This window comes from Rhizobium grahamii CCGE 502, assembly GCF_000298315.2.
In the GTDB taxonomy this organism is placed as follows: domain Bacteria; phylum Pseudomonadota; class Alphaproteobacteria; order Rhizobiales; family Rhizobiaceae; genus Rhizobium; species Rhizobium grahamii.
The window spans coordinates 13,954-33,888 of sequence record NZ_AEYE02000017.1; the positions used below are offsets into that span (position 1 = coordinate 13,954).

A 19,935-nucleotide genomic window follows, 5' to 3' on the forward strand; every position below is an offset into this window, starting at 1 on the left:
GTATATGGAATCGCCTCAAAAGCGATGCGGGAATTGATATGGCTAATGACGAGATCGCGGGAACTGGCACGCAATTGCTCGATCGAGCCGTCGCGATCCTGAAATATCTCGGAGAGGTCGGCCAAAGCGGGGCCTCGATGGCGAGGATCGTCGATGTCATGGGCCTGAAGCAGCCGACCGTACACCGCATTGTCACTGCACTCGAACGACACGGGTTGGTCGATCGCGAACGTCAGACCAAGAAATACAGATTGGGGCTCGCACTCTTTGCCATGGGCGCTGCAGCAGCTGACGGAACCGGACTGCGCCAGCTTGCCCGGCCCGCACTGATGCGTCTTGCCGCAACAACTGGCGATTCCGTCTTCCTCATGGCCCGCGCCGGATTCAACACCGTGTGTGTCGACAGGCAGCAGGGCACCTATGTGATCGATAGCCTTACCGGTCATATAGGCGGGCAAATCCCGATGGGGATCGGCCCGGCGAGCCAGGCTATCCTTGCCTTTCTGCCGCCGGCCGAGGCCGACGTCATCCTGGACAAGAACGCAGCCCTCTACAGACAATATGGAGCTTTCACAGCCCGCAAGATCAAGGACGCAATCAAAAAGATCAGGGCTGATGGTTATGCGGTGGATGACGGGGAACTCGTCGCCGGTATCTCGTCCATCGCCGTTCCGGTCCTGCCGCCCGGAAGAGACGCGATCGCCTCCATTGCCATCAACCTGACAAGTCCGAGGCTGACCGACAGCCGCCTGCCAGAGCTCGTCGCCTTGCTGACGACTGAGGTGCGACAGATCGAGGCGCAGCTCAATCCACTGGCGGAATGATCGGCGCAAGGGCCAGGCGGGACTGGATCCCTCATGCTATTGCCACTCATAGCCGGTATCGAGCGCCACCTCCTTCAGGCCAAGCGATGAAAGAACGAGGCGTGGGCGGGCACCGAGCTTCTCGCAAAGCTGTTCGAAGGCTGGCCTGTCGAAGCCATGCCGGGTCATCAAATAGTCATGATGGATTCCGCTCAGCACCAGCGCTGAGGTAACATTCGCCTGACTGGCGCCCCTGATATCCGTTTCCAGGCTGTCTCCGATCGCAAGCACTCGACTGGGGGGCAGTTGCATCGTTCTCAGCGCCTTCTGGTAGGTCGGCAAAGTCGGCTTGCCAAAGCGATAAACCCTTCCTCCCACAGTTTCATACTCGGCCGCCACCACGCCAGCGCAGGCGACCTCCCGGTCGCCGATCATTACGCTCAGATCCGGATTCGCGCAGATGAGCGGTAGGTGACGTGCTGCTGCCTCCTTCAGCTCCGCGAGGTCTGCGGTTTGCCCAAATGCCCCCGTGGCGAGAACAAAATCCGCATGCGAAGCATCTGCCACCCTTCTAAAGGCCAATCCTGTCAGAAGCCCTGATAGCTCGCCTGGTCCAATATGAAGGTATCTCGATCCCAAGGCTGGCATAAAAGGATGTTCCCGCGTCGCCAAGGCCTCGAAAACCAGCTCACCAGAAGTGATCAACGTGTCATAATATCTCATGTCGATCTTCATCGAATGAAGCCGGTTCGCGACTTGGTGTGCCCGCCGCGGCGAGTTCGACAGCAAGCAGATTCTTTTCCTGGCAGACCTGAGGTAGCCAAGTGCTTCAATGGCCGGGGGGAAGGACCGTACACCATCATGCACAACACCGAAGAGGTCGATGATGAAACCTTCGTAGCTCTCGGCTACGCTTCGCAGTGTCTCTTGCTGACGATCTGATTTGTGCATGACGTTTGCTCTTTACCGAATGGCATCTCGTGGTTGGGCGAGGTGGGCAACGACCGCGAAAACCACAAAACTGCCACCGAAGGCAGTTTGCCAGGACGGACGCATGCCGTAAGCAAGCCAGACGAAGCCGATAGAAAATGGCACTTCCGCCAGGGAAAGCAGCGCCGTATCCGCCGGGGGAAGCAACCGTGCTCCCTTGGCAAAAAAGATCAGGCCGATCGTCATCTGAAACAATGCAAAGCATGCAAGCAGGCACGCTTCGCGACCTGTCACGGCAAGTCGATCGGCAAGCAAGGCTGCTGCGACCGTTGACAAGGCGTTGGACAGCGCGACCATCCCGAGAACCGTGGGCGTCTTCGACATTCTGATGGCAATGGTCATGACTGCCATGCAGCTTGTCATTGCCAGCGCCAGAGCGTCTCCCAAGATGCGCAATCCCGACGACATCGAACCTGAAAAGATGAATATCGCACCCGCTGCAGCAAGGACGCCATAGGCTGTTGCTTGGCGCGACGCGGTCTCCTTTGACACCACAACAGCAATCATGGTTGTCAGCAGGGGCAGTGCTGCATGAATGACCGCGACATTGGCAACCGATGTCAGCCGCAAAGCTGCGATGAAAAGCAAAGTTGCCAACGCGGACATCGTGCTTGCCAGTAAAGCGTGGCTGTCAAAGCCAGTCAAAGCGCGTCGGTCAGGTTGATGGATGATAAGGAGACTGGTGAAAATAAGCGCAAAAGCGCTGCGCCAGAAGACAACCGTCCAAAGCGGTGTGTCCAAAAGACCCATAAACAGACCTGCCGTGCTGAACATGGCGGCTGATGCCAAGACAAATAACGGAGCCAGCAGACGAGGCTTCATGTCTGTTCTCCCGGGCTATTGGTGCGATAGTTGCGCTGGCTGGACCGGCCGAGCCTTGTGAGGATTTCCTGCGGTATTGTTGCTGCAGCGCCAGCTAGGTTTTCCACGGGCTGGCTTGTGCTTACGAGTTCGACCCAGAGGCCTTGTCGCCTAACCGCAGCAGGAATTCCGGTCACGTCAACGGCGGCGTACTCCATTGACACCCGGCCCACCACGGGTGCGCGATGAGAGCCAATCTCGACCGACATCCGGTTGGCGAGCGACCACGGCAAACCATGCGCATAGCCTGCCGCAATCACCGCAATCCAGCTCGGACGCTGTGTACGAAACGTCGCCATATAACCGATCGTTGCGCCAGCCGGAAATAGGCGCGTATCAACGATCCGGGCGCGCAACCTTACGACAGGGAGGAATGGGTTAGGATTGAAGTTTGCACCGCCGATTCCGAAAATAGCAGAGCCAATACGCACCTGATCGAAATGATAGGCTTCGCCGAGTCCCAGTCCGGAGGATGCGACAAGACTACGGCGGACATCTCCAAGCAGTCCAGCCATTCCGATGAACCGATCCCGCTGCAGCCGGTTCAGCGGATGTCGTAGATCGTCGGCACATGCAAGGTGGCTCATCACCAGAACTGGGCACGGTTGATTGAGGTGCATGAAGCGGCAGGTATCAGGTTGGTTCAGACCCAGCCTCGACAAACCGGTTTCGAGGTTTATCGCGTACGAGACCCCGGTGGATGAGACCGCCCTTGCCTCGGACAGCGTGTTGCAGACCGGCACCAGACGATCGCTGCGGTACTGCATTTTGCGGCTCGGGCGAAATCCATCGAGCACGAAGATTTCGGGCTCCGGTAACCGACGGCGGATTCGCACTGCTTCGCGTACATCGGCGACAAAAAAGCTCTGACATCCGACGCTTGCAAGCGACGAGACAATTGGGTCGAGCCCGAGGCCGTAAGCATCGCTCTTCACCACCGCGCTCACCCCAACCTTCTTGCCAACAAGGCGCCTAACGGCCTGAAAGTTATACTCGATCGCTGATAGATCGACGCTAAGTCGGGTCCTTGGTCTCATTGACAGTTCCTACTCGCAAAAGCTGTGCTGCTCCCCGTTCCAATTTTCAGTTGAACTTTAGATCAAACTAATGCACAGTGCAATCTATTGATGTCCTTGATAACAAATAATCGTAGAACGGGAGAGGCAAGATGACACCTGATCGTCAGACGAAAATTCTCATCATTGGACAGGGCGTCCTTGGCGGCGACGTTCTGGACCTGCTGCTGCAGAGTGGCGCGGACCTGGCAATCACTGTCGGGGCGCGCAACCCCGAAAAAGCCCTGCAGCGGATCAATCTTGCGCGTTACACCGCGCTCAACCTTGGCCACTCGCAGCCAGTCGATTTGGTGGGCGTCGACCTCATGGAGATACAGCAGACGGCAGATCTCATCGAAAGGCTGAAGCCCGATATCATCTTCAATGCCACAACGCTTCACAGCTGGTGGGTAATAACCAAGCTTCCACAGGCCGCCTTCGCTCGTCTCGATGCCGGTCGCGGCGGCATATGGACGCCGATGCATCAGGTTCTGGTCCGCAAGCTCATGAAGGCAGTCCGCCTGGTCGACAGCAAGGCTGTGGTTGTCAATGCATCCTATCCCGACGTGGTCAACGCATCGCTTGCCGGCGAAGGGCTGGCACCGTCCGTCGGCATCGGCAATATCGCCAATGCAGTTCCCGGTATCAGACTGGCTGCTGCGCACATGCTTAACCTGCCACCTGCAGCCGTCGACGTACGCTTCTTCGCACATCACTATTTGAGCTACCGGATGCCGAGCACCGGTGGAACCGACGGGGCGCCCTATCATCTGACCATCTATGTCAACGGGATGGAGATCCCGGCCGAAGAGATAGACCACGACGCTCTTTTCAAGTCCGTGGCTGGCCGGTTTCGGCGGATCAAGGGTCTTGCCGGGCAGTCTGTTACAGCTTCGTCAGCGACGGCCATGCTCCTTGCACTTGCAAATCCGGCAGGACAGGTTGTCCACGCGCCAGGGGTGCATGGTCTGGTCGGCGGCTACCCGGTGCGCATAACTAAGGCCGGCCTCCTTGTCGATCTTCCCGAGACGTTGACGCTGGAAGAGGCAATCGACGTCAATTACCACTGCCAGCACTATGATGGAATCGAAAGTATCGATGTTGACGGTACGGTCCGCTTTACAGCGGCTTCGACAGCGGTCCTCCGCGAAGTCCTCGGTTACGATCTGAATGCGTACAGACCTGAAGAGTGTGAAGAGCGCGCAGCGGAACTCGCCGCTCACTTTGCCCACTATGCAAGGATCAACGGGATGCCTTCCGCTGAAGCCAGCTAGGCCAGCAGACCAATGTGTTGGGGAGAGGCTTCGTCTGGCTGCCCGGACCATATCGTCAGTTTGCGTTGACCACAGTCGAAAATGACGGAAAACGCAGTCGCGGTCTGTTCACGCGTCGAAAATGACTTGAAGATCGCATCGGGTGCGCCTGTTCGGTCGTGTAACAGCGCCGACAGGCTTGCAGCGTCCGTCAAGGTGTGCAGGCGCGCGGCCCTTAACCTCTCGCGGCTGGAAGGGTAGTGGCGCGCTCCGGCTTCGATATCTTCCCAAATCGAGGCATCGGGAAAGAGGGGATGGTTTGTATGAACGACGGACCCGACAATGTGGCGAGAGACGCCAACCGAAGGACCGACCTCGGCGAGTTGCAGTCGACCGGCAGCATCGCCAAGGATGAAAGAGCGGCCGGACATGTGATGCTGACACATCAGCACGCTGAGAGCGGCTTCAACGCTTGGCCGCGCAAGCATCAATCGGCGAATGACGAGGCTCGGCAGGCTGTCGTGCTTCTCATCGAGCATCAGGTCATTGTTGACAAATGCGAAGCCGCTGTCGTTCAGACCGACCCAACCCAGAGTCCCGGCGGTTGCTATCGTGACCATGCGCTTGCCTGGAGACTCGTGCACGAGAACGGCAAGATGCCGTTCCGCGCCTTCGGGTCCATCCCAATTCTGCGCAACAAGCGCGCCAGATGGCGTGGAAACCGCCGCCGAGGTGCATCCCGTGGTTCTCTGCGAAAAGTACTCGAAGCAGGACAGCAGGTACATATCGACGGTGGAAATTCCCGTCTCCGCGGCCATTCCTTCAAGCTCGGACGAAAGATCGGGATCGAGTGCAGAAGCCTTTTCCAAGGAGGCCACGGCTTTCGCTGATGCGCATTTCCACACGTCAGCATCAGCCGTGCGGCGTAAATGGTCGTAGTTGGCGACGATGAGACTGCGCAAATGGGCGGCATGCTGTTGGCCGCGTTCGAATGCCGTGCCGCGCAAGACGATGACTGGAATTTTCGATTTCGCCACAGGCCACCTGGAGTTTCTTAGGAGCTAGATCCATAAAGTGGATATGCGCATTTCTCCAGACACTGCTCGTTGGGATTGTGTGAAAGTTTTATGCGTCCGAGGACGGATGGAGAAGAGCCCGATGCACACGAGGAAGTCCCGCCCTGCAGGCCCGCTAAACCAGCTTCAATGATTGCTTTGTCGGCAAAAGTCTCCTGCATTCTGATGTATGTCGCAGAGAGCCCGGGATCGAGCGAAAGAGCCTGCCTTACCAAGGTCGCCGCCCTATCCGGTTTGTGGCAGCTCATGTTCGCGCCAACTACGCTCGGTGACAAAAAATGCTTTTGGCCACTTGGATGCATGATGAGACCCGGCAGCTAGTGATGATCTAAAGGGCACTAGCAGCCTAGATGTTTTTAACGGATCATCTCCACATACTAACAGTTAGTAGAAAGCCTGTTTGAGGTAACACTCGCTTTAAGCCTCGTGAGCTGCAAAAGCCCTAAAGGCGGTGATGACGTTCTTGACCGTTTAACAGCAATCATTAAATTAGCGTGGAGAGTGTTGAATTCTCATCCGGCATTTCCAGGGGAGGCAGCATGGGTAGATTGGAACGTGGTGATCGTTTGCAGGTCATGCTCAATGCAGAGGAGTTCGCGGCATTGGAAAACTGGCGCTTCGAAAAGCGCATGCCGAGCCGGGCTGCAGCGATACGCGAGTTGCTGCGGCGCGGTCTTGCGGCTGAGGACTTCCTTACGGTCGAACCAGGCACAAAGTCGCAGGACTTCGGACTACTCAATGGCAAGGGCAGCGACGCTGGCGAGGGTGCCTGAGCGGCGATTAGGCTGGGGCTGCTGCTTATCCGGTGGCAACCGAGAGAAAAACGTGAGGATGTCGGGAGACTTGGTGGAGGGCGATCATAGAGGCCGTCTTCGGCCGCTGAATTCGAGGGTGCAACTAATCCTCGGTCAAGCCGAAGAGACCACTCATGGAGCGCGCAACATAGACAACCGCCGTCGCGAGATCGTCCCATCTTGGCAGGATGTCGGGTAGCTCGGGGTTGTTTCGCGGCCATCGCGCCGGACCGTCTGTCGTAGCGGACATGGCTGGGCGATGCGTAAGACATGGACCCTCCTGCACTATGGTCGGGCTTAATCGGTTTCGCATCGGGACGCCTTTTCAAGGCGAAGATTTTATGACAATACAAACATAGGATGTACTCGCACGAGGCACAGCCTTTCGGATATGTCGCTTCGTTGGAGGACCACGATGAGCGCGTTTGTCTCCGATGTGTTGTTTGAGTTTCTGGTCGGAAGCGAGGAGGCGGCTGACCAGCAGCAGATTTTCGGCGCGATCGAGAAGGTAAACAGTCGGCTTGGGATCGACTATTCCGCGATGGCGTTTCTGCCGTTGGCTCATGAGCCACTGGACCAGCATTTCGTGTGGCATCGGTGGCCCGATGGCTGGCTTCCCCGCTACCTCGAGAACGATTACTTTCGCCTCGATCCAGTCGTCAGCTTCGTGCGCGCAACAGCGCGACCCTCCATCTGGTCACGATCGGTGCGGCTGACACATCTTTCAGGTCGATCAAAACGCATCATGGATGAAGCGGGCGATTTCGGAATGGACGACGGCCTGACCATTCCACTTCATTCCCGCTCCGGTCTTGGTGGACTTTTCTCGGTCGCAGGCAAACGGATCCCGGTGGGACCATCGGAAGTGGCCCTGCTGCAGTTTGTTGCCGAAACTGCCTACCGACGAATCCTGGATCTTAAAGCCCCGCCGCGTGCCCTGTCAGACGATCTGCAGATCACGCGCAGCGAGAGCGAGTGCCTGACTTTGTGCGCAGCAGGCAAGACCGACCGGGAAATTGCCGCCATTACCTATCGCTCTCAACGCACCGTGCAGCAACACATCCGAAACCTGCAGGGAAAGCTTGGCGTATCCAACCGCGCGCAGTTGATCGCCGAATCCTTCCGCCGCGGCCTGCAGCGCTAAAAAAATACGACATTTTACGGATAGAATTTTGTTATCTGCAGTTGCATGCTCTGACCATGCACGTGGGGCTCGGACATGCTCTCGATACTCTATGAAGATGACGATCCATTATTGATGGAGAAGGTCTGGGCGTTTCGCCACAAACGCTTCGTCGAACAGATGGAATGGAACGAACTGAGGCGCCCGGACCGGCGGGAGAAGGACACGTATGACCGATCGGATGTTGTGCACGCTGTGCTGATGCACAGGGAGGAAATGATCGGCTATTCGCGCCTGCTACCAACCACAGCACCCCATTTTGCTCGAGATTACGGTCGACTGCCATCCGGTGCGCTCCCTTGCGGACCAGACATATTTGAATGGAGCAGGTGTGCCACCGCGGTGAATGCTCCATCGGTCAACGGCATAGCTGCCTCCGACCTGTTGATGACAGGTGTCCTGGAATGCCTCGTGCGCATTGGTGCAAAGGCGATCCTGTTTCTGACCTATCCCCCTCTCGTTATGATGATGCGCCAACGTGGCTATCCAGTGCAGGTGCTTGGCGAGGTTACGCTTCAGGGACATCGGGTGCAGGTTGCCTATTCGATCATTCCAGAAGGCCTTCTCTCACGTCACCAAAAAGACTACGGCATCCGGGGAAGCCTCCTCTTCTTGGGGACGAGAAGCCGGGGTGGCCTGGTGCAAAGCGGATAGACGAGGTGTCTTGTGGCTCGTCGCGATAAACCGCTCATGGATGCCTCGGCTGCGCGCCGCTTGGCTTTCGCAACAGTCCACACTGAAGCCGCCAGGCTTTTGCGCCTGACGGAGGAAATCTGCCAAACCTATCCTGGAAGCGACGACATGCTCTTTCTTCGCTATCTGCTGAGAATGATCATGCTGGCAACCGAGCACGATCCCACAGATTAGTCCGGTTGGCTGAATTCGAAAATGTTAAGACGCCGTCTTAAAGTTCTTTGCAAACGTGAAATAACTTGCTAGTCTGCAACCTAGGCGGTTATCGCCTTGAGGCGTAGAATCCTCATTTGGTAAAACGCAGAAAGCGTAATCTTCGCGATCTAGTGAGTCGGGGAGCTCGTGGAATATACAAGAGGCGCTTGCGCTAAAATCCACGGGGGCTGGTTACCACAGCAATTCTAACTCCCCGGCTTCTCAAGCCAGCATCATGCTGGCCAGCGGGAGCGTTTTCATGCAGCAGAATGTCTCGACCAGTGCCGCCCTTAAAGATCCGACATCGTTGACGATCATCAACGGGCTCCATCTTGTTGACGTTGAGGTCGGCAAAAGAATCAAGAAGCGCCGACAGCAATTGCGTATCTCGCAAACAGCGCTTGGCGCCGCTGTCGGTGTCTCCTTCCAGCAGATCCAGAAATATGAGCGAGGTTCAAACCGTGTCAGTTCCTCGGCACTCTATTCGCTGGCCCAGGTTTTGGATGTTCCGGTCGCCTATTTCTTCGAGACCCTCAACAGGCCGATCAGGATAGACTGCGCGGAACTGGAAAGAAAAGCGGCACTGCGGGAGGACTTCGTCGCAACCGAAGAGGGACAGCGCCTTGTCGATGCCTTCATGATGATACCGAAAAAGATGCGGCCGAAATTCATTTCGCTGCTTGCCACTTTCTCGAGCGAGCCCTGATTTCAGTATTCCTTCATGAAATCGGCAGCCGATCGGTCCACCTCACGGGTAAGCGGGAGATGGACCGGATTGGCACTGCAGTTCTTGACACGCCTGCTGCAGCTGCCCGCTCGAGCACGCTGGTGAGGCAAAGCTTCAAACCCGGCTATTTCCGCTGCAGGGCAAAGATCGAATCGAGGATGGTTGCCACCGTTCGCAAAGTGTCCGGCGGGAGCGTCTGAATCATCTTCGTGATGCGACGGCGCTCATCAGCTTCCTCTCTGGTTTGTCCCCAAAGATGCGGCGCGGCGTCGAACAAAAGATCATCCGGAAAAATTCCCAGCACCTCGCAAAGGTGCAGGACTTGAGTCGCGTGGAGTTTGGTGACAGCTCGTTCGTACCTGCCGTAAACTGCCTCGATTGATCCGAGAAGGAGCGCTAACTCAGCCCTGGACAAGTCCTTTTCGATCCGAAACTGCCGAAGCGATCTGGCGATGCTTTCGTCCATTTCCTGAGAGGTCGAAATGCCCTCGAAGCCCGGGCGCCTGTATACCGGTCGCTCTACCTTGGCGTCAGTGGTCGCCTCAAGGCCTGCTTCGGCTATGTAAGCATCTGTCCGTGTCGTCATGCATCCATCCAGGTTCACGCCGTGATTTATACCACCGGCGACGTGGTTTGCTATCCCGTTTTCGGTGACTTCGAGCAGGCGCAGCTGCGCGCGGAGCTAATCATATATTTGGAAGAGGTGCATTCATGGAAAATGACAACATAGTGGCCGAGATGTTGCGGCGGGCGAAGGCACACGAACAATCGACGATACAGGTCATCGGTTCGAAAAAGCGATCAATCGGAGCAAACCGAAGTGACCTTGAGGCTGCCCTTGCGGATGAACAGACAACGAGGAAAGAGTTGATCAGCTGGCAAGCCCCAAACGCGTCGATCGCAGTGAGAAAACTTCTCCATTTGCTGGCCCATGTCCTTGCAGCAGAGCTTGCCTTCGACGACCAGTCCTTGGCCGAGATAGAGGCTGAAGCAAAGCGGCTCGGATTCGATGGACGGGCGTCTTCATCTGATCGTAGCAATAGACAGCGCATCCTGCTGAGTGGATCGTTTTAGCAAGGAAAACCGGAGCGATTGGTGTCCTTGTCGATTTCCCAAGCAACTGGGTTGAAAATTGGTCGGTTGCTAAGTTTGCAGCACGCCATAACCCGGGCCAGGCGACAGTGGGGCCGTATGCGAATTAGATTTGCCGTGCGCAATGCGCAGGCAAACTCAGTGGGGCCTTTCATTGATAAGCGATGCATCCTTTGGTCCCTGTTACAGATACCAGTCTTGCGCGGCTGGAAGCCATTAGGCTCGCGTACCCGCACGGCCGATGGCTCGTCTTCACCTGCGCTCAGATATCTGCGAGTAATTCATTTCGATCGGAAGCAATGGCCATTGCGGCGCTGGAAGCAGCGGCCCCGCCCGGCTTTGATTTTCGCATTTTCCACGTCTGCCGGATAGAAAATCTCACCATTGCGACCATATCCTTGATAGCGCTAACGCGTCGCCCCAACGCTGGCGCTAGGCCGGCCCACGAGCGGGCAGTGCATGCAGCAAGTGAGCCGGCCACCCCAGATCGGCACCCCAACTTGGCTACTTGTGGGGTCGCATCACGTCTTCATCCTACTTGGTTTGGATCGATCCGCCACGGACCAAGGTCTGAATAAAGTCCACACGCTTGCGTATAATTCAACTCGGACCTTTATGATGCGCAGACCGCTCGGAAACGGCTTTGTTGTGACCGCCGCGAGGACCGTGTCCAGGTATAGGGCTAGTCGCCACGGTCGGAATGGTCAGCATGAGATCAGAGCTCCTGGGGCCAGGGACTGTCGGCAACCGTCTGAGCACGCAAGCAATTGACTACCACCGGCGCAGAATACGGATTCGATGAATGGCAGTTGATCCGTGGCAACAACGACTTGAGTTCCGCCCCCGGCGCCAACGATCCATCGGATCGAATAGTGCTCCAACCCTCAGCCAGCTTAACTGCCCCTCTCATTCAGCGCACGCCTGCGAGCGAAGGTGCTACGGGATCCTGCAGCCATACCAGAGACACCGCCTGCGCCCCCGCTGCGATCGGGAACTTTCTTGCGCGGTCGAACTTGGGTTCGACGGAGAAGCAAATGGCTGACGCGCGCACGACATACGACGAAATCCTCACCGAAATCGATGGTTATCACCGTTCAAGGACCAGCAGCGTCGAATTTCGATGGATAGCCGAGTACTTCACCAGGGAGGCAGTATTTTACCAGTTTACAGGTGGCTGCCGTGCCGACAGCCAAGCGGCAAACGGCCAAAGGTTCGATGGGCCCTTGGGCACGGTCGGGCTCCTGTCGCCTCATCTCGCGGTTGGAGCATTTGCGGAATTCGCCCGAAACGACGAAATCCTATTCTATCGTGGAAGCCGCACCAGCACCTCCTCTATTTTTGAGGAAATCCTGGCTTGCTTCACCGACCAGCCTGAGATCATTTACGTGGAAATTGTCAAAAAGCACCTGGGCATCACCACTGCCCGATGCACCACCCGCCTTCTCTTTGTCGGGTTCAACCGAAATTGGATCGGGCTCCCGTCCAGCATGCCGTGCGCTGAGATTGTGGCGAGCGACAACCTTCTCCATCCCTTCTGGTGCCGTGACCGATATCAGCCAAAACTGCCCGCGTTTGAAAAAAGGTGAGATCTCATCAATTCCGCCGTGACAGATGGCGGTCCAGCAGTTGTCACGACCTGCGACCTCCCGCCTCAGACGCATTTGTGGTTCCAGCAAGAAACTCTCGCTTTAAAAGATCGGTCAGGCCTCCGCCTTATCCGCTTATGATCCAATTGAAGTTGGAGCGGTTTCGTACCAAGCGATCGACACAGCAGATTTGACATTGACGCACGGACTTAACGCGCAATCAATAGGTTCCCGGGTCGATAAGCCTAGGGGAAAACCATGACCACGCCACTCGGACGAGTACGCGGCTTAGGCTCGGCAAAGGGGGGAACCGGGCCCTATGTCCTGAAACAGGCCTCCGGTTTGGCGCTTGGGATACTGACCCCTTACCTGGTTGGGATTGGCATTTACCTTTTCGGCCGTGACCGCGAATTCGTCGTGACTGCTATAGGCAGCTTTTGGATCGGGCCTGCCCTGCTCGGCTTCATCATACTCAGCGCCATCCACATGGACTTGGGGATGCGGGTCATCATTGAAGATTATGTCCATGGCCATGCAAGGAAGCTCGCGCTCCTCTTTCTGAATTCCGCTTTTACCTGGGCGGTCTGTCTGGTTTGTGTTTTTGCGATCCTGCTCATGATGTTCGAGAGCGCAAGATTGTAATCCGGGACGGTGAAACTGCCCCCGATACCTGCGTCTCTTCAATTTCGCTTCCAGTTGGGCCGCTGCCCCCGCAGCCCGATCCTTGATCAGCGTGATTGCTGGAACCAAACTTCGCCTTCTTGGTTTGAGGACCTCCAGTAAGGAGGATACCCATGTCAGATAACGAGACGCGCGATATATTCATCCTGGGCCTGAGAAACGCTCACGCTATGGAAAATCAGGCTTTGAGCATCATGAAGCCGCAGCTTTCCCGGATAGAGAACTATCCCGAGGTCGCGGCAAAGCTGGAGCAACATATACGCGAGACCGAAGGCCAGATCGTACGAATCGAAGAAATTCTGGCGAGCCTCAACGAGGATCATTCGACGCTGAAGGACATAGCTTTATCGCTCTCGGGTGCCATGGCTGCGATGGGCCATACTGTCGCCGGCGACGAGATTCTCAAGAACGCGTTTGCAAATTTCGCCTTTGAGAACTTCGAGATCGCAGCATACAAATCGCTGCTTACGGTGGCTGAAACCGGCGGTTATAACGCAGGCGCGCTTGCGCTGCAGGCAAATCTTGCCGAGGAGTTGGCGATGGCAAGGTGGCTTGACGACAATCTCGTCACCCTCACCACCAAGTTTTTAAGCCTGAGAGAAGCGGGGGAAACAGCAAAGGTTTGACAGTCCCACCTGGTGGAGAATCAATCCAGAGCTCCCTTCGTGAGTTCGATACCGGCCTTTCGTCGGCATCAGGCTCGCTCAGAGGCGACCCGTGTCTGTTGAAATTGACCATCGCATCCTGGATCTTACGCTCGGATGGTCAATTTCGGTCGTAGCGTCGTTATGCCCTTGCAGGTCAATGCCGGGTCTCAAGCAATCCCCGCGCAGTTCGTACCATCATTGCCAGATGCGCCGGATCGTGCACTCCCTCGCGGTAGAGCTTCACCAGGATCGCTGCTATGCGGTCGGCTTCTTCCGACCCCTTTTCCAGACCACCTTCTGTGAGCACCTGGTTGAACACCGGCTGACAGGCGGCAAGGTCCCGGGCGTCAAACGTATTTGGCTTTCGAACGTCAATCGTCTTCATCGCTGCAAAGGGAGCGCCGCAATCGCGACGCCCCCGCCCCCTCCAGTTACGCGACTTGCTTTTCGGCGTCGATCTGCAGCGAGTGAGGCGCAGTTTTTGCGCCAATCGCAATCTTGCGCGGCTTCATGGCCTCGGGAATTTCTCGCTTCAGGTCTATGCTGAGGAGACCATTTGTCAGCGTTGCATTTTCAATGCGAACGTGATCGGCAAGCTCGAAGCGTCGTTCGAAGGAACGGCCAGCGATCCCTCGGTGAAGGTATTCGCCGCCACTGTCTTCCGCCTTCTGACCCTTCACCACAAGAACATTGCGCTCCTGCGTGATGTCGAGATCACCATCGGAAAAGCCCGCGACTGCCATCTGGATCCGGTAGCCGTCCTCGTCCGTCTTCAGGATGTCATATGGCGGCCAGGTTTCTGTCCCCTGAACGCGCTGCGAGTTGGCAAGAAGATTGAAGACCCTGTCAAAGCCGATGCTGGATCGGAAAAGCGGTGCAAAGTCGAGTTCGTTTCTCATAACCAAAACCTCCGTAAAGCGAGTTGGAATGGAGACGCGCAAGTCGGGCGCCTCCGATACTGCCAGCCCCTTTCAGGCGGCCGGCGAAATTGATCTGGTTTGGTGGATTTGCAGATTCAAGATGGCTCACAAAATTTTTTTAAGCAGCGGCGACGCCGACCTCTTGAACGATGAAATCGTTGAAACAATCTCAGTTCTGCCTGGAGATTTTCACTCCCTTGATGAAGGTTTTTAGGAGAAACGAAGATGACGACTGAAAGGAACGATCAACTCAACCCTCGTGCCTCGGAAAAGCCGGGCGCAATTCGGATCCTTGATAGGAAGCAGTCCTATGACCACCCGCGCGATATCCTTGCGACCGCGCTATGCGATAGCGAAAAGCGGGCCATCCTTGCTTCCTGGGCTTCCGATCTCTTTGCCGTCGACTCCTCGCCGCAACTGCGGCGCCCACCGGGGGTCAGGAAACCTGTGCGCTATGAGGACATCCTTCAGGCTCTCAAGGCGCTCGATGACGGCGAGGTTTCTTCGGTGGCCAGACCCGAAGCTTATTACCGCTAATTTCGGAGGCCATCATGATCGCGAACCCAGGTGCTACGGCGGCTGGAAACGGTCCCCGGGTCGATGAGATCGGCGGCCGAATGATTGTCGCCTCCCGCTATGCGGATTGCCTGTACCGTCTTGCCCGACAAGCGTACCGTTTCGATATGGCCGACCTTGGCGCCAAGCTAAACGATGTCGCTCGAGCAATCGAGGCCAACGCGCACCAGATCGGCGTCGACGATCGCGGAGTCGTTGTCCTAAGCCGGGCAAGCCGCCTGATCGGCGCGGTAGAAGCAATCGTCGAAAAAACGTCGAAGAAGACCTTCCTTCACTAGCAGCACCCGTCGTCAGGGGCGGCGCAAGATCTTGATGGCCGCCCCTTTCCTGAGGCGCTATGCAAATCGATTGCAAGGCTAAGGAAGCGCTTCAGCTTGTCCAGAGCAACGAACCGGCAGATGGAGGCGGTTCCAGATGAGCCCTAGTGGATGGCGTGACTGCGCATGCGGTGAGGGTGGACGGCCTCGAACTGGCGGACGAGTTCCCTCGCCTGTTTCATGACATGAACAGGAGTATGGCTGTCGTCGCGGGCCAGTTCATCGGCGCTGATGAAGATCGCATCGGCCATGTTCTTCGAGACCATCGCGAACTTCCGGTTGCCTTCCACCATGGATTCCAGCGCGGTACGATCCAGCTGCCGCGCAATATCAATGAAGATTTCCTCGCGCTCCTCGACACTCAGCGCCCTCATGTCGCCTTCTGAATTCATGCTCGTCTCACTCCTTTGACGTGAAGCCGCGCGGCCTCCTGTGAGCACCGCAGCCACAACCTAGGAACCGAGAATTTAGAGATCAAGAGGGAGGCTGGCACTCGTTGGCCAAGAGTGCCAAAATTTTTTCGAGACCATCTTGAAAGCCGAAAAATAGCAAAATAAATTTTTGCCGCGAGGTGCTCTTCGAGGCCTCGCACCCGCCCGGACTGGCCATCCGGTCCGGCAAGGGTTTCAAAACATGATCGTTTGTCCAAGGAGGAAAACATGTCGTTCCGTCCACTGCATGACCGTGTCCTGGTCCGCCGCGTCGAGTCTGAAGAAAAGACCAGGGGCGGCATTATCATCCCCGACACAGCTAAGGAAAAGCCCCAGGAGGGAGAAGTGGTCGCCGTTGGCGCCGGCGCTCGCAACGAGGCAGGTCAAATCCAGGCGCTCGACGTAAAAACGGGGGATCGCATCCTGTTTGGCAAGTGGTCCGGCACCGAGATCAAGATCAACGGAGAAGACCTTCTGATCATGAAGGAAAGCGACGTTATGGGAATTATCGAAAATCACAGCGAGCAGAAGCAGGCCGCTTAAGGCGCAGTTGTGTCAATTGCTATCTCGGAGTTAGAAAAATGGCTGCAAAGGAAATCAAGTTCAGCACTGATGCGCGCACCCGCATGCTGCGCGGCGTCGATACACTTGCCGACGCTGTCAAGGTGACCCTTGGTCCCAAGGGACGCAACGTCGTCATCTCCAAGTCTTTCGGCGCGCCCCGCATCACCAAGGATGGCGTGACGGTTGCCAAGGAAATCGAACTGGAAGACAAATTCGAGAACATGGGCGCGCAAATGCTGCGTGAGGTAGCATCAAAGACGAACGATCTGGCTGGAGACGGAACGACGACCGCAACCGTTCTCGCACAGGCCATCGTTCGCGAGGGCGCCAAGGCTGTCGCCTCCGGCATGAACCCGATGGATCTAAAACGCGGCATTGATCTGGCTGTCGATGCGGTGGTCAACGAGTTGAAGACCAACGCGCGAAAGATCTCCAACAACTCGGAAATCGCTCAGGTCGGAACCATTTCCGCCAACGGCGATTCCGAGGTCGGTCGCTTCCTCGCAGAGGCGATGCAGAAGGTCGGCAACGAGGGTGTCATTACCGTTGAGGAAGCCAAGACTGCCGATACCGAACTCGAAGTCGTCGAGGGAATGCAGTTCGACCGCGGTTATCTCAGCCCCTATTTCGTCACCAACCCCGAGAAGATGCGTGTTGAGTTCGAGGAGCCTTATATCCTCATCCACGAGAAGAAGCTGTCGAGCCTCCAGGCCATGCTCCCGGTCCTCGAAGCCGTCGTACAGTCGGGCAAGCCGCTCCTCGTCATCGCTGAAGACGTCGAAGGCGAAGCGCTTGCTACGCTCGTCGTCAACAAGCTGCGCGGCGGCCTGAAGATCGCTGCTGTCAAGGCTCCTGGCTTCGGCGATCGCCGCAAGGCCATGCTTGAGGACATCGCGATCCTCACCGGCGGAACGGCGGTTTCGGAGGATCTTGGTATCAAGCTCGAGAACGTCACCCTGAACATGCTTGGTCGTGCCAAAAAGGTCACCATCGAGAAGGAAAACACGACGATCATCGACGGCGTCGGATCAAAGGCCGAGATTGATGCGCGCGTCGCACAGATCAGGGCTCAGATCGAGGAAACGACCTCCGACTACGACCGTGAAAAGCTGCAGGAACGCCTTGCCAAGCTCGCCGGTGGCGTTGCCGTCATTCGTGTCGGCGGTTCTACAGAGGTAGAGGTCAAGGAGAAGAAGGACCGCGTAGACGATGCCCTTCACGCGACCCGTGCCGCAGTTGAAGAGGGAATTCTTCCCGGCGGCGGCGTTGCGCTGCTGCGCGCCGTCAAGGCTCTCGAGGGCATTGAGACAGCCAACCGCGACCAGCGCGTGGGGGTCGATATCATCCGCCGCGCCATCGAGGCTCCCGTCCGGCAGATTGCAGAAAACGCTGGCGCCGAGGGTTCGGTCATCGTTGGAAAACTCCGCGAGCAGACGGGCTTCTCCTTCGGCTGGAACGCACAGACAGGCGAGTACGGCGACCTCTATGGCCAGGGCGTGATTGATCCGGTCAAGGTCGTGCGCACCGCGCTTGAGGACGCGGCTTCCGTTGCCGGTCTGTTGATTACGACCGAGGCGATGATTGCCGAGAAGCCAAAGGACGAAGCCGCTCCAGCGCTGCCTGCAGGCGCCGGAATGGACTACTAGGAAAGGTGCTCATGCCGTCGTTAGGAGAGCGTCCTGGAGTAAGGAATGACGACACGTCTTCTGACTAGAGAAGAACTCCGCCTTTGTGTAGATGCCGTCAAGACGGTCGCACGCGAACGCGGGGTCGAAAAGGATGCGGCTGCGGTGGCCAGGATCATGGCAACCGTTGCCGATCTTTTCAACAAAGGCATGCGCACGCATGACGATCTGGTAGCGGCCATGAAGGCCGAAACCACCATATGACCGGGAGCGCCTGGCAACTTGTCGGGCGCGCCCACCTGAAAATTTTCATAGCCACTGAAGGTTTTTGGGACAGACGAAATGAACATGAACGGCACCCATTGGATAAGTCACAACGTGCTGACTGATGCGCTTTCGGTCTCCTACATCCTGGACCACCACCGCTTCATCATTGCCGAAGAAAAGATAAAGGTTCCTTCCAGGGCGCAGACATTGTCGCAAAAGGCCTGCAATCCTGATGTTCATTGGCCCGCGGCTCGCCCCCGCAACCGGCAAAAGCGTTCTCCAAACTCGAGGGGCGATCCTGTTAATGGACAATTGTACCCGCGGCCGATAGCTTTCGAAGCTTGGTCCTGGAAGATTTGCTAGGCCAACATTTTAGGGGTGGTCCTGTGTCGACGACCGCAGGCCTGATTTTTGCAGCTGTCATCTCGATCATCGCCAGTTCGGCGTTCGCCCATGGCGGTGGGGGTGGGAAATGGCGCAATATGGACTGCGCAACGCTTGCCTTGCAGGAGCGCAACGTCATCGGCGGCAAGCTGCCGAGCAAGGACATCAAGCACCGAGAAAAGCTGAAAGCGGAGGATGGAGAAAAAAGGTTGCACGGCTGAAGTCAGTTGAGGCCCGCCGCCAATCAGCCGGCTGCCCGGCGGATTTCGCTCCCCGACGTCAGTCTGGTCACTGCTCGTATTTTAGACGCTCGATCGCTTCATCGGCGTCTTCTTCGAGAAACTTGATGCGGATCCAGAGCTGTTTTGGATTGACCTCGTGGAGCCTTGCAAGCTCCAGCACAGAGACATCGGCGCCCCGCGACCTCACCACAATGTTCTCATAAGCCGCCGGCTTGCGTTTGGACGTCCATATGCAGTTGGCCGGCTCGAAGTCTCCCGAGTTTTGGAGACGGCCCAGCACCGTACCGGGAGGGCGCTCACCCATGTCTTCAAGGAAAGCTGAAAAGGAAGCCCAGCGCGGGCACATTTTGACGCCTGCCCCACCGAACTTCCAGTAAAGCGGATCGGCGCTGTTTTCACATCGGCTTTTCACCTGCGTGTACGCACGTCTGGTCGGACTGACTTTATGGCCAGTCGCGTGGCCATGAACCAGGGATCGCTCGCGGTTGCGTTCCACGCGCAGGCATCCGCAGCTTTTGCTGTCTCCCTTTTTTACAGCAGAGAGAAACATAGAACGCTCGTTGCCGCAATCGCACCGAAAGATCCAGCGCTTGTGACGGCCAGGCGCGCGATCGGGACGGAGTCCGATCAGACGGCCGTATCTTTGCCCGGTGATATCGTCAGCGCGTGACATTCCCTTCCATTCCCGTGTTCTCACCCAAGAGAAAGAATTTCGCATCTGCCTCTGTCGGCTTTGCTGCGATAACAGCGGGTGACTTTCAATGCCCGCCGGACGGAGGACAGGGAGTTTGCTCTCAGAAATTGATGCGGCCCGGCGCAATGCCCCTCACGCCGGGCCCCACCCAGTCAGCGATGTTGGTCCAGGCAGCAGGCTGCCCAGCGCTGACTTTTTCGCACCACCGCAAACTCGGGCGTCGTCAACGAAGTCGCGTTCCCGGCGATGTCCTTGCAGGCATCATCATCTCGGCGGGGT

At 57.0% G+C, this 19,935-nt stretch carries 27 protein-coding genes; 18 read left to right on the forward strand and 9 right to left on the reverse strand.

Annotated features, from left to right (window positions below; translation table 11 throughout):
* Window positions 1-38: 38 nt before the first annotated feature.
* Entirely contained in the window at window positions 39-824 is a 786-nt protein-coding gene (locus tag RGCCGE502_RS16670; RefSeq protein WP_016555349.1) for an IclR family transcriptional regulator, read from the forward strand.
* Window positions 825-860: 36 nt separating this feature from the next.
* Here RGCCGE502_RS16670 and RGCCGE502_RS16675 read toward each other — a convergent pair whose 3' ends face one another.
* From RGCCGE502_RS16675 to alr, 3 genes are read right to left on the reverse strand one after another with little or no spacing between them, the layout of a single operon-like run.
* Window positions 861-1,754 carry a TIGR01459 family HAD-type hydrolase gene (locus RGCCGE502_RS16675; RefSeq protein ID WP_016555350.1) on the reverse strand — a complete coding sequence of 298 codons (894 nt, stop codon included), beginning with the start codon at window positions 1,752-1,754 and terminating at the stop codon, window positions 861-863.
* Between the two features lie 12 nt (window positions 1,755-1,766).
* A complete protein-coding gene (locus RGCCGE502_RS16680; RefSeq protein ID WP_016555351.1) occupies window positions 1,767-2,615 on the reverse strand; it encodes a DMT family transporter in 849 nt (282 codons plus the stop codon).
* Window positions 2,612-3,691, reverse strand: coding sequence for an alanine racemase (gene alr, locus RGCCGE502_RS16685; RefSeq protein WP_016555352.1), 1,080 nt, complete (start codon window positions 3,689-3,691; stop codon window positions 2,612-2,614). Before alr ends, RGCCGE502_RS16680 begins: the two co-directional genes overlap by 4 nt.
* A 131-nt stretch (window positions 3,692-3,822) precedes the next feature.
* Between alr and RGCCGE502_RS16690 the strand changes: the two genes are divergently transcribed.
* Entirely contained in the window at window positions 3,823-4,983 is a 1,161-nt protein-coding gene (locus RGCCGE502_RS16690; protein ID WP_016555353.1) for a hypothetical protein, read from the forward strand.
* On the opposite strand, the gene RGCCGE502_RS16695 is transcribed toward RGCCGE502_RS16690, so the two are convergent.
* Window positions 4,980-5,999 carry a C45 family autoproteolytic acyltransferase/hydrolase gene (locus RGCCGE502_RS16695; protein ID WP_016555354.1) on the reverse strand — a complete coding sequence of 340 codons (1,020 nt, stop codon included), beginning with the start codon at window positions 5,997-5,999 and terminating at the stop codon, window positions 4,980-4,982. The genes RGCCGE502_RS16690 and RGCCGE502_RS16695 overlap by 4 nt on opposite strands.
* A 578-nt stretch (window positions 6,000-6,577) precedes the next feature.
* Between RGCCGE502_RS16695 and RGCCGE502_RS16700 the strand changes: the two genes are divergently transcribed.
* The 5 genes from RGCCGE502_RS16700 to RGCCGE502_RS16715 all read left to right on the forward strand — a co-directional run bounded on the left by RGCCGE502_RS16700 (window position 6,578) and on the right by RGCCGE502_RS16715 (window position 9,609).
* Entirely contained in the window at window positions 6,578-6,811 is a 234-nt protein-coding gene (locus RGCCGE502_RS16700) for a hypothetical protein (RefSeq protein WP_016555355.1), read from the forward strand.
* Window positions 6,812-7,247: 436 nt separating this feature from the next.
* Window positions 7,248-7,976 carry a LuxR family transcriptional regulator gene (locus tag RGCCGE502_RS16705; protein WP_016555356.1) on the forward strand — a complete coding sequence of 243 codons (729 nt, stop codon included), beginning with the start codon at window positions 7,248-7,250 and terminating at the stop codon, window positions 7,974-7,976.
* 75 nt (window positions 7,977-8,051) lie between these two features.
* On the forward strand, window positions 8,052-8,669 hold the full coding sequence (locus RGCCGE502_RS16710) for an acyl-homoserine-lactone synthase (protein ID WP_016555357.1): 618 nt from the start codon (window positions 8,052-8,054) through the stop codon (window positions 8,667-8,669).
* A 12-nt stretch (window positions 8,670-8,681) separates the two neighbouring features.
* The gene (locus RGCCGE502_RS35365) at window positions 8,682-8,882 is read left to right on the forward strand and encodes a hypothetical protein (protein ID WP_016555358.1); all 201 of its coding nucleotides are present in this window, start codon (window positions 8,682-8,684) and stop codon (window positions 8,880-8,882) included.
* A 280-nt stretch (window positions 8,883-9,162) separates the two neighbouring features.
* Window positions 9,163-9,609 (forward strand): helix-turn-helix domain-containing protein, encoded by a 447-nt coding sequence (locus RGCCGE502_RS16715; protein WP_016555359.1) that lies wholly within the window; start codon window positions 9,163-9,165, stop codon window positions 9,607-9,609.
* 145 nt (window positions 9,610-9,754) lie between these two features.
* Here RGCCGE502_RS16715 and RGCCGE502_RS16720 read toward each other — a convergent pair whose 3' ends face one another.
* Window positions 9,755-10,096 carry a helix-turn-helix transcriptional regulator gene (locus RGCCGE502_RS16720; protein WP_244441716.1) on the reverse strand — a complete coding sequence of 114 codons (342 nt, stop codon included), beginning with the start codon at window positions 10,094-10,096 and terminating at the stop codon, window positions 9,755-9,757.
* 245 nt (window positions 10,097-10,341) lie between these two features.
* Here RGCCGE502_RS16720 and RGCCGE502_RS16725 point away from each other — a divergent pair, with 245 nt between their 5' ends.
* The 4 genes from RGCCGE502_RS16725 to RGCCGE502_RS16740 all read left to right on the forward strand — a co-directional run bounded on the left by RGCCGE502_RS16725 (window position 10,342) and on the right by RGCCGE502_RS16740 (window position 13,615).
* A complete protein-coding gene (locus RGCCGE502_RS16725; RefSeq protein WP_016555361.1) occupies window positions 10,342-10,704 on the forward strand; it encodes a hypothetical protein in 363 nt (120 codons plus the stop codon).
* A gap of 1,052 nt (window positions 10,705-11,756) precedes the next feature.
* A complete protein-coding gene (locus RGCCGE502_RS16730; protein WP_016555362.1) occupies window positions 11,757-12,308 on the forward strand; it encodes a hypothetical protein in 552 nt (183 codons plus the stop codon).
* A gap of 258 nt (window positions 12,309-12,566) precedes the next feature.
* The gene (gene sdhD, locus RGCCGE502_RS16735) at window positions 12,567-12,950 is read left to right on the forward strand and encodes a succinate dehydrogenase, hydrophobic membrane anchor protein (RefSeq protein WP_016555363.1); all 384 of its coding nucleotides are present in this window, start codon (window positions 12,567-12,569) and stop codon (window positions 12,948-12,950) included.
* A 152-nt stretch (window positions 12,951-13,102) separates the two neighbouring features.
* A complete protein-coding gene (locus RGCCGE502_RS16740; RefSeq protein ID WP_016555364.1) occupies window positions 13,103-13,615 on the forward strand; it encodes a ferritin-like domain-containing protein in 513 nt (170 codons plus the stop codon).
* Between the two features lie 175 nt (window positions 13,616-13,790).
* Here the strand turns inward: RGCCGE502_RS16740 and RGCCGE502_RS16745 are convergent, their stop codons facing one another.
* Both RGCCGE502_RS16745 and RGCCGE502_RS16750 read right to left on the reverse strand, forming a co-directional pair.
* Window positions 13,791-14,021 (reverse strand): hypothetical protein, encoded by a 231-nt coding sequence (locus tag RGCCGE502_RS16745; RefSeq protein ID WP_016555365.1) that lies wholly within the window; start codon window positions 14,019-14,021, stop codon window positions 13,791-13,793.
* Between the two features lie 46 nt (window positions 14,022-14,067).
* A complete protein-coding gene (locus tag RGCCGE502_RS16750; protein WP_016555366.1) occupies window positions 14,068-14,535 on the reverse strand; it encodes an Hsp20 family protein in 468 nt (155 codons plus the stop codon).
* A gap of 28 nt (window positions 14,536-14,563) precedes the next feature.
* Here RGCCGE502_RS16750 and RGCCGE502_RS16755 point away from each other — a divergent pair, with 28 nt between their 5' ends.
* The 3 genes from RGCCGE502_RS16755 to RGCCGE502_RS16765 are packed head-to-tail and all read left to right on the forward strand — an operon-like array spanning window position 14,564 to window position 15,410.
* Complete coding sequence (locus RGCCGE502_RS16755) at window positions 14,564-14,770, forward strand: hypothetical protein (protein ID WP_016555367.1); 207 nt, start codon at window positions 14,564-14,566, stop codon at window positions 14,768-14,770.
* A gap of 11 nt (window positions 14,771-14,781) precedes the next feature.
* Window positions 14,782-15,093 (forward strand): hypothetical protein, encoded by a 312-nt coding sequence (locus tag RGCCGE502_RS16760; protein WP_016555368.1) that lies wholly within the window; start codon window positions 14,782-14,784, stop codon window positions 15,091-15,093.
* A gap of 14 nt (window positions 15,094-15,107) precedes the next feature.
* Window positions 15,108-15,410: a hypothetical protein gene (locus RGCCGE502_RS16765; protein WP_016555369.1), complete on the forward strand. Its 303-nt coding sequence runs from the start codon at window positions 15,108-15,110 to the stop codon at window positions 15,408-15,410.
* Window positions 15,411-15,553: 143 nt separating this feature from the next.
* Here RGCCGE502_RS16765 and RGCCGE502_RS16770 read toward each other — a convergent pair whose 3' ends face one another.
* Window positions 15,554-15,841 (reverse strand): hypothetical protein, encoded by a 288-nt coding sequence (locus RGCCGE502_RS16770; RefSeq protein ID WP_016555370.1) that lies wholly within the window; start codon window positions 15,839-15,841, stop codon window positions 15,554-15,556.
* Window positions 15,842-16,108: 267 nt separating this feature from the next.
* Between RGCCGE502_RS16770 and groES the strand changes: the two genes are divergently transcribed.
* The 4 genes from groES to RGCCGE502_RS16795 all read left to right on the forward strand — a co-directional run bounded on the left by groES (window position 16,109) and on the right by RGCCGE502_RS16795 (window position 18,941).
* A complete protein-coding gene (gene groES, locus RGCCGE502_RS16775; protein WP_016555371.1) occupies window positions 16,109-16,423 on the forward strand; it encodes a co-chaperone GroES in 315 nt (104 codons plus the stop codon).
* A gap of 38 nt (window positions 16,424-16,461) precedes the next feature.
* Complete coding sequence (groL, locus tag RGCCGE502_RS16780; RefSeq protein ID WP_016555372.1) at window positions 16,462-18,090, forward strand: chaperonin GroEL; 1,629 nt, start codon at window positions 16,462-16,464, stop codon at window positions 18,088-18,090.
* A 45-nt stretch (window positions 18,091-18,135) separates the two neighbouring features.
* Window positions 18,136-18,333, forward strand: a complete 198-nt coding sequence (locus RGCCGE502_RS16785) for a hypothetical protein (protein ID WP_016555373.1) — start codon at window positions 18,136-18,138, stop codon at window positions 18,331-18,333.
* Between the two features lie 389 nt (window positions 18,334-18,722).
* A complete protein-coding gene (locus tag RGCCGE502_RS16795) occupies window positions 18,723-18,941 on the forward strand; it encodes a hypothetical protein (RefSeq protein WP_016555375.1) in 219 nt (72 codons plus the stop codon).
* 67 nt (window positions 18,942-19,008) lie between these two features.
* Here RGCCGE502_RS16795 and RGCCGE502_RS37975 read toward each other — a convergent pair whose 3' ends face one another.
* A complete protein-coding gene (locus RGCCGE502_RS37975; RefSeq protein ID WP_244441717.1) occupies window positions 19,009-19,512 on the reverse strand; it encodes a hypothetical protein in 504 nt (167 codons plus the stop codon).
* Window positions 19,513-19,935 lie beyond the last annotated feature (423 nt).

Bases quoted from the DNA above. Each gene is read 5' to 3' on its own strand.
- RGCCGE502_RS16715 (WP_016555359.1), top strand. From the start codon at position 9,163: ATGCAGCAGAATGTCTCGACCAGTGCCGCCCTTAAAGATCCGACATCG.
- RGCCGE502_RS16785 (WP_016555373.1), top strand. From the start codon at position 18,136: ATGACGACACGTCTTCTGACTAGAGAAGAACTCCGCCTTTGTGTAGAT.
- RGCCGE502_RS16750 (WP_016555366.1), bottom strand. From the start codon at position 14,535: ATGAGAAACGAACTCGACTTTGCACCGCTTTTCCGATCCAGCATCGGC.
- RGCCGE502_RS16765 (WP_016555369.1), top strand. From the start codon at position 15,108: ATGATCGCGAACCCAGGTGCTACGGCGGCTGGAAACGGTCCCCGGGTC.
- RGCCGE502_RS16770 (WP_016555370.1), bottom strand. From the start codon at position 15,841: ATGAATTCAGAAGGCGACATGAGGGCGCTGAGTGTCGAGGAGCGCGAG.
- RGCCGE502_RS16675 (WP_016555350.1), bottom strand. From the start codon at position 1,754: ATGCACAAATCAGATCGTCAGCAAGAGACACTGCGAAGCGTAGCCGAG.
- RGCCGE502_RS16755 (WP_016555367.1), top strand. From the start codon at position 14,564: ATGGAGACGCGCAAGTCGGGCGCCTCCGATACTGCCAGCCCCTTTCAG.
- RGCCGE502_RS16745 (WP_016555365.1), bottom strand. From the start codon at position 14,021: ATGAAGACGATTGACGTTCGAAAGCCAAATACGTTTGACGCCCGGGAC.
- RGCCGE502_RS16710 (WP_016555357.1), top strand. From the start codon at position 8,052: ATGCTCTCGATACTCTATGAAGATGACGATCCATTATTGATGGAGAAG.
- RGCCGE502_RS16720 (WP_244441716.1), bottom strand. From the start codon at position 10,096: ATGGACGAAAGCATCGCCAGATCGCTTCGGCAGTTTCGGATCGAAAAG.
- RGCCGE502_RS16740 (WP_016555364.1), top strand. From the start codon at position 13,103: ATGTCAGATAACGAGACGCGCGATATATTCATCCTGGGCCTGAGAAAC.
- RGCCGE502_RS16725 (WP_016555361.1), top strand. From the start codon at position 10,342: ATGGAAAATGACAACATAGTGGCCGAGATGTTGCGGCGGGCGAAGGCA.
- groES (WP_016555371.1), top strand. From the start codon at position 16,109: ATGTCGTTCCGTCCACTGCATGACCGTGTCCTGGTCCGCCGCGTCGAG.
- alr (WP_016555352.1), bottom strand. From the start codon at position 3,691: ATGAGACCAAGGACCCGACTTAGCGTCGATCTATCAGCGATCGAGTAT.
- RGCCGE502_RS16670 (WP_016555349.1), top strand. From the start codon at position 39: ATGGCTAATGACGAGATCGCGGGAACTGGCACGCAATTGCTCGATCGA.
- groL (WP_016555372.1), top strand. From the start codon at position 16,462: ATGGCTGCAAAGGAAATCAAGTTCAGCACTGATGCGCGCACCCGCATG.
- RGCCGE502_RS16680 (WP_016555351.1), bottom strand. From the start codon at position 2,615: ATGAAGCCTCGTCTGCTGGCTCCGTTATTTGTCTTGGCATCAGCCGCC.
- RGCCGE502_RS16700 (WP_016555355.1), top strand. From the start codon at position 6,578: ATGGGTAGATTGGAACGTGGTGATCGTTTGCAGGTCATGCTCAATGCA.
- RGCCGE502_RS37975 (WP_244441717.1), bottom strand. From the start codon at position 19,512: ATGTTTCTCTCTGCTGTAAAAAAGGGAGACAGCAAAAGCTGCGGATGC.
- sdhD (WP_016555363.1), top strand. From the start codon at position 12,567: ATGACCACGCCACTCGGACGAGTACGCGGCTTAGGCTCGGCAAAGGGG.
- RGCCGE502_RS16760 (WP_016555368.1), top strand. From the start codon at position 14,782: ATGACGACTGAAAGGAACGATCAACTCAACCCTCGTGCCTCGGAAAAG.
- RGCCGE502_RS16730 (WP_016555362.1), top strand. From the start codon at position 11,757: ATGGCTGACGCGCGCACGACATACGACGAAATCCTCACCGAAATCGAT.
- RGCCGE502_RS16690 (WP_016555353.1), top strand. From the start codon at position 3,823: ATGACACCTGATCGTCAGACGAAAATTCTCATCATTGGACAGGGCGTC.
- RGCCGE502_RS16705 (WP_016555356.1), top strand. From the start codon at position 7,248: ATGAGCGCGTTTGTCTCCGATGTGTTGTTTGAGTTTCTGGTCGGAAGC.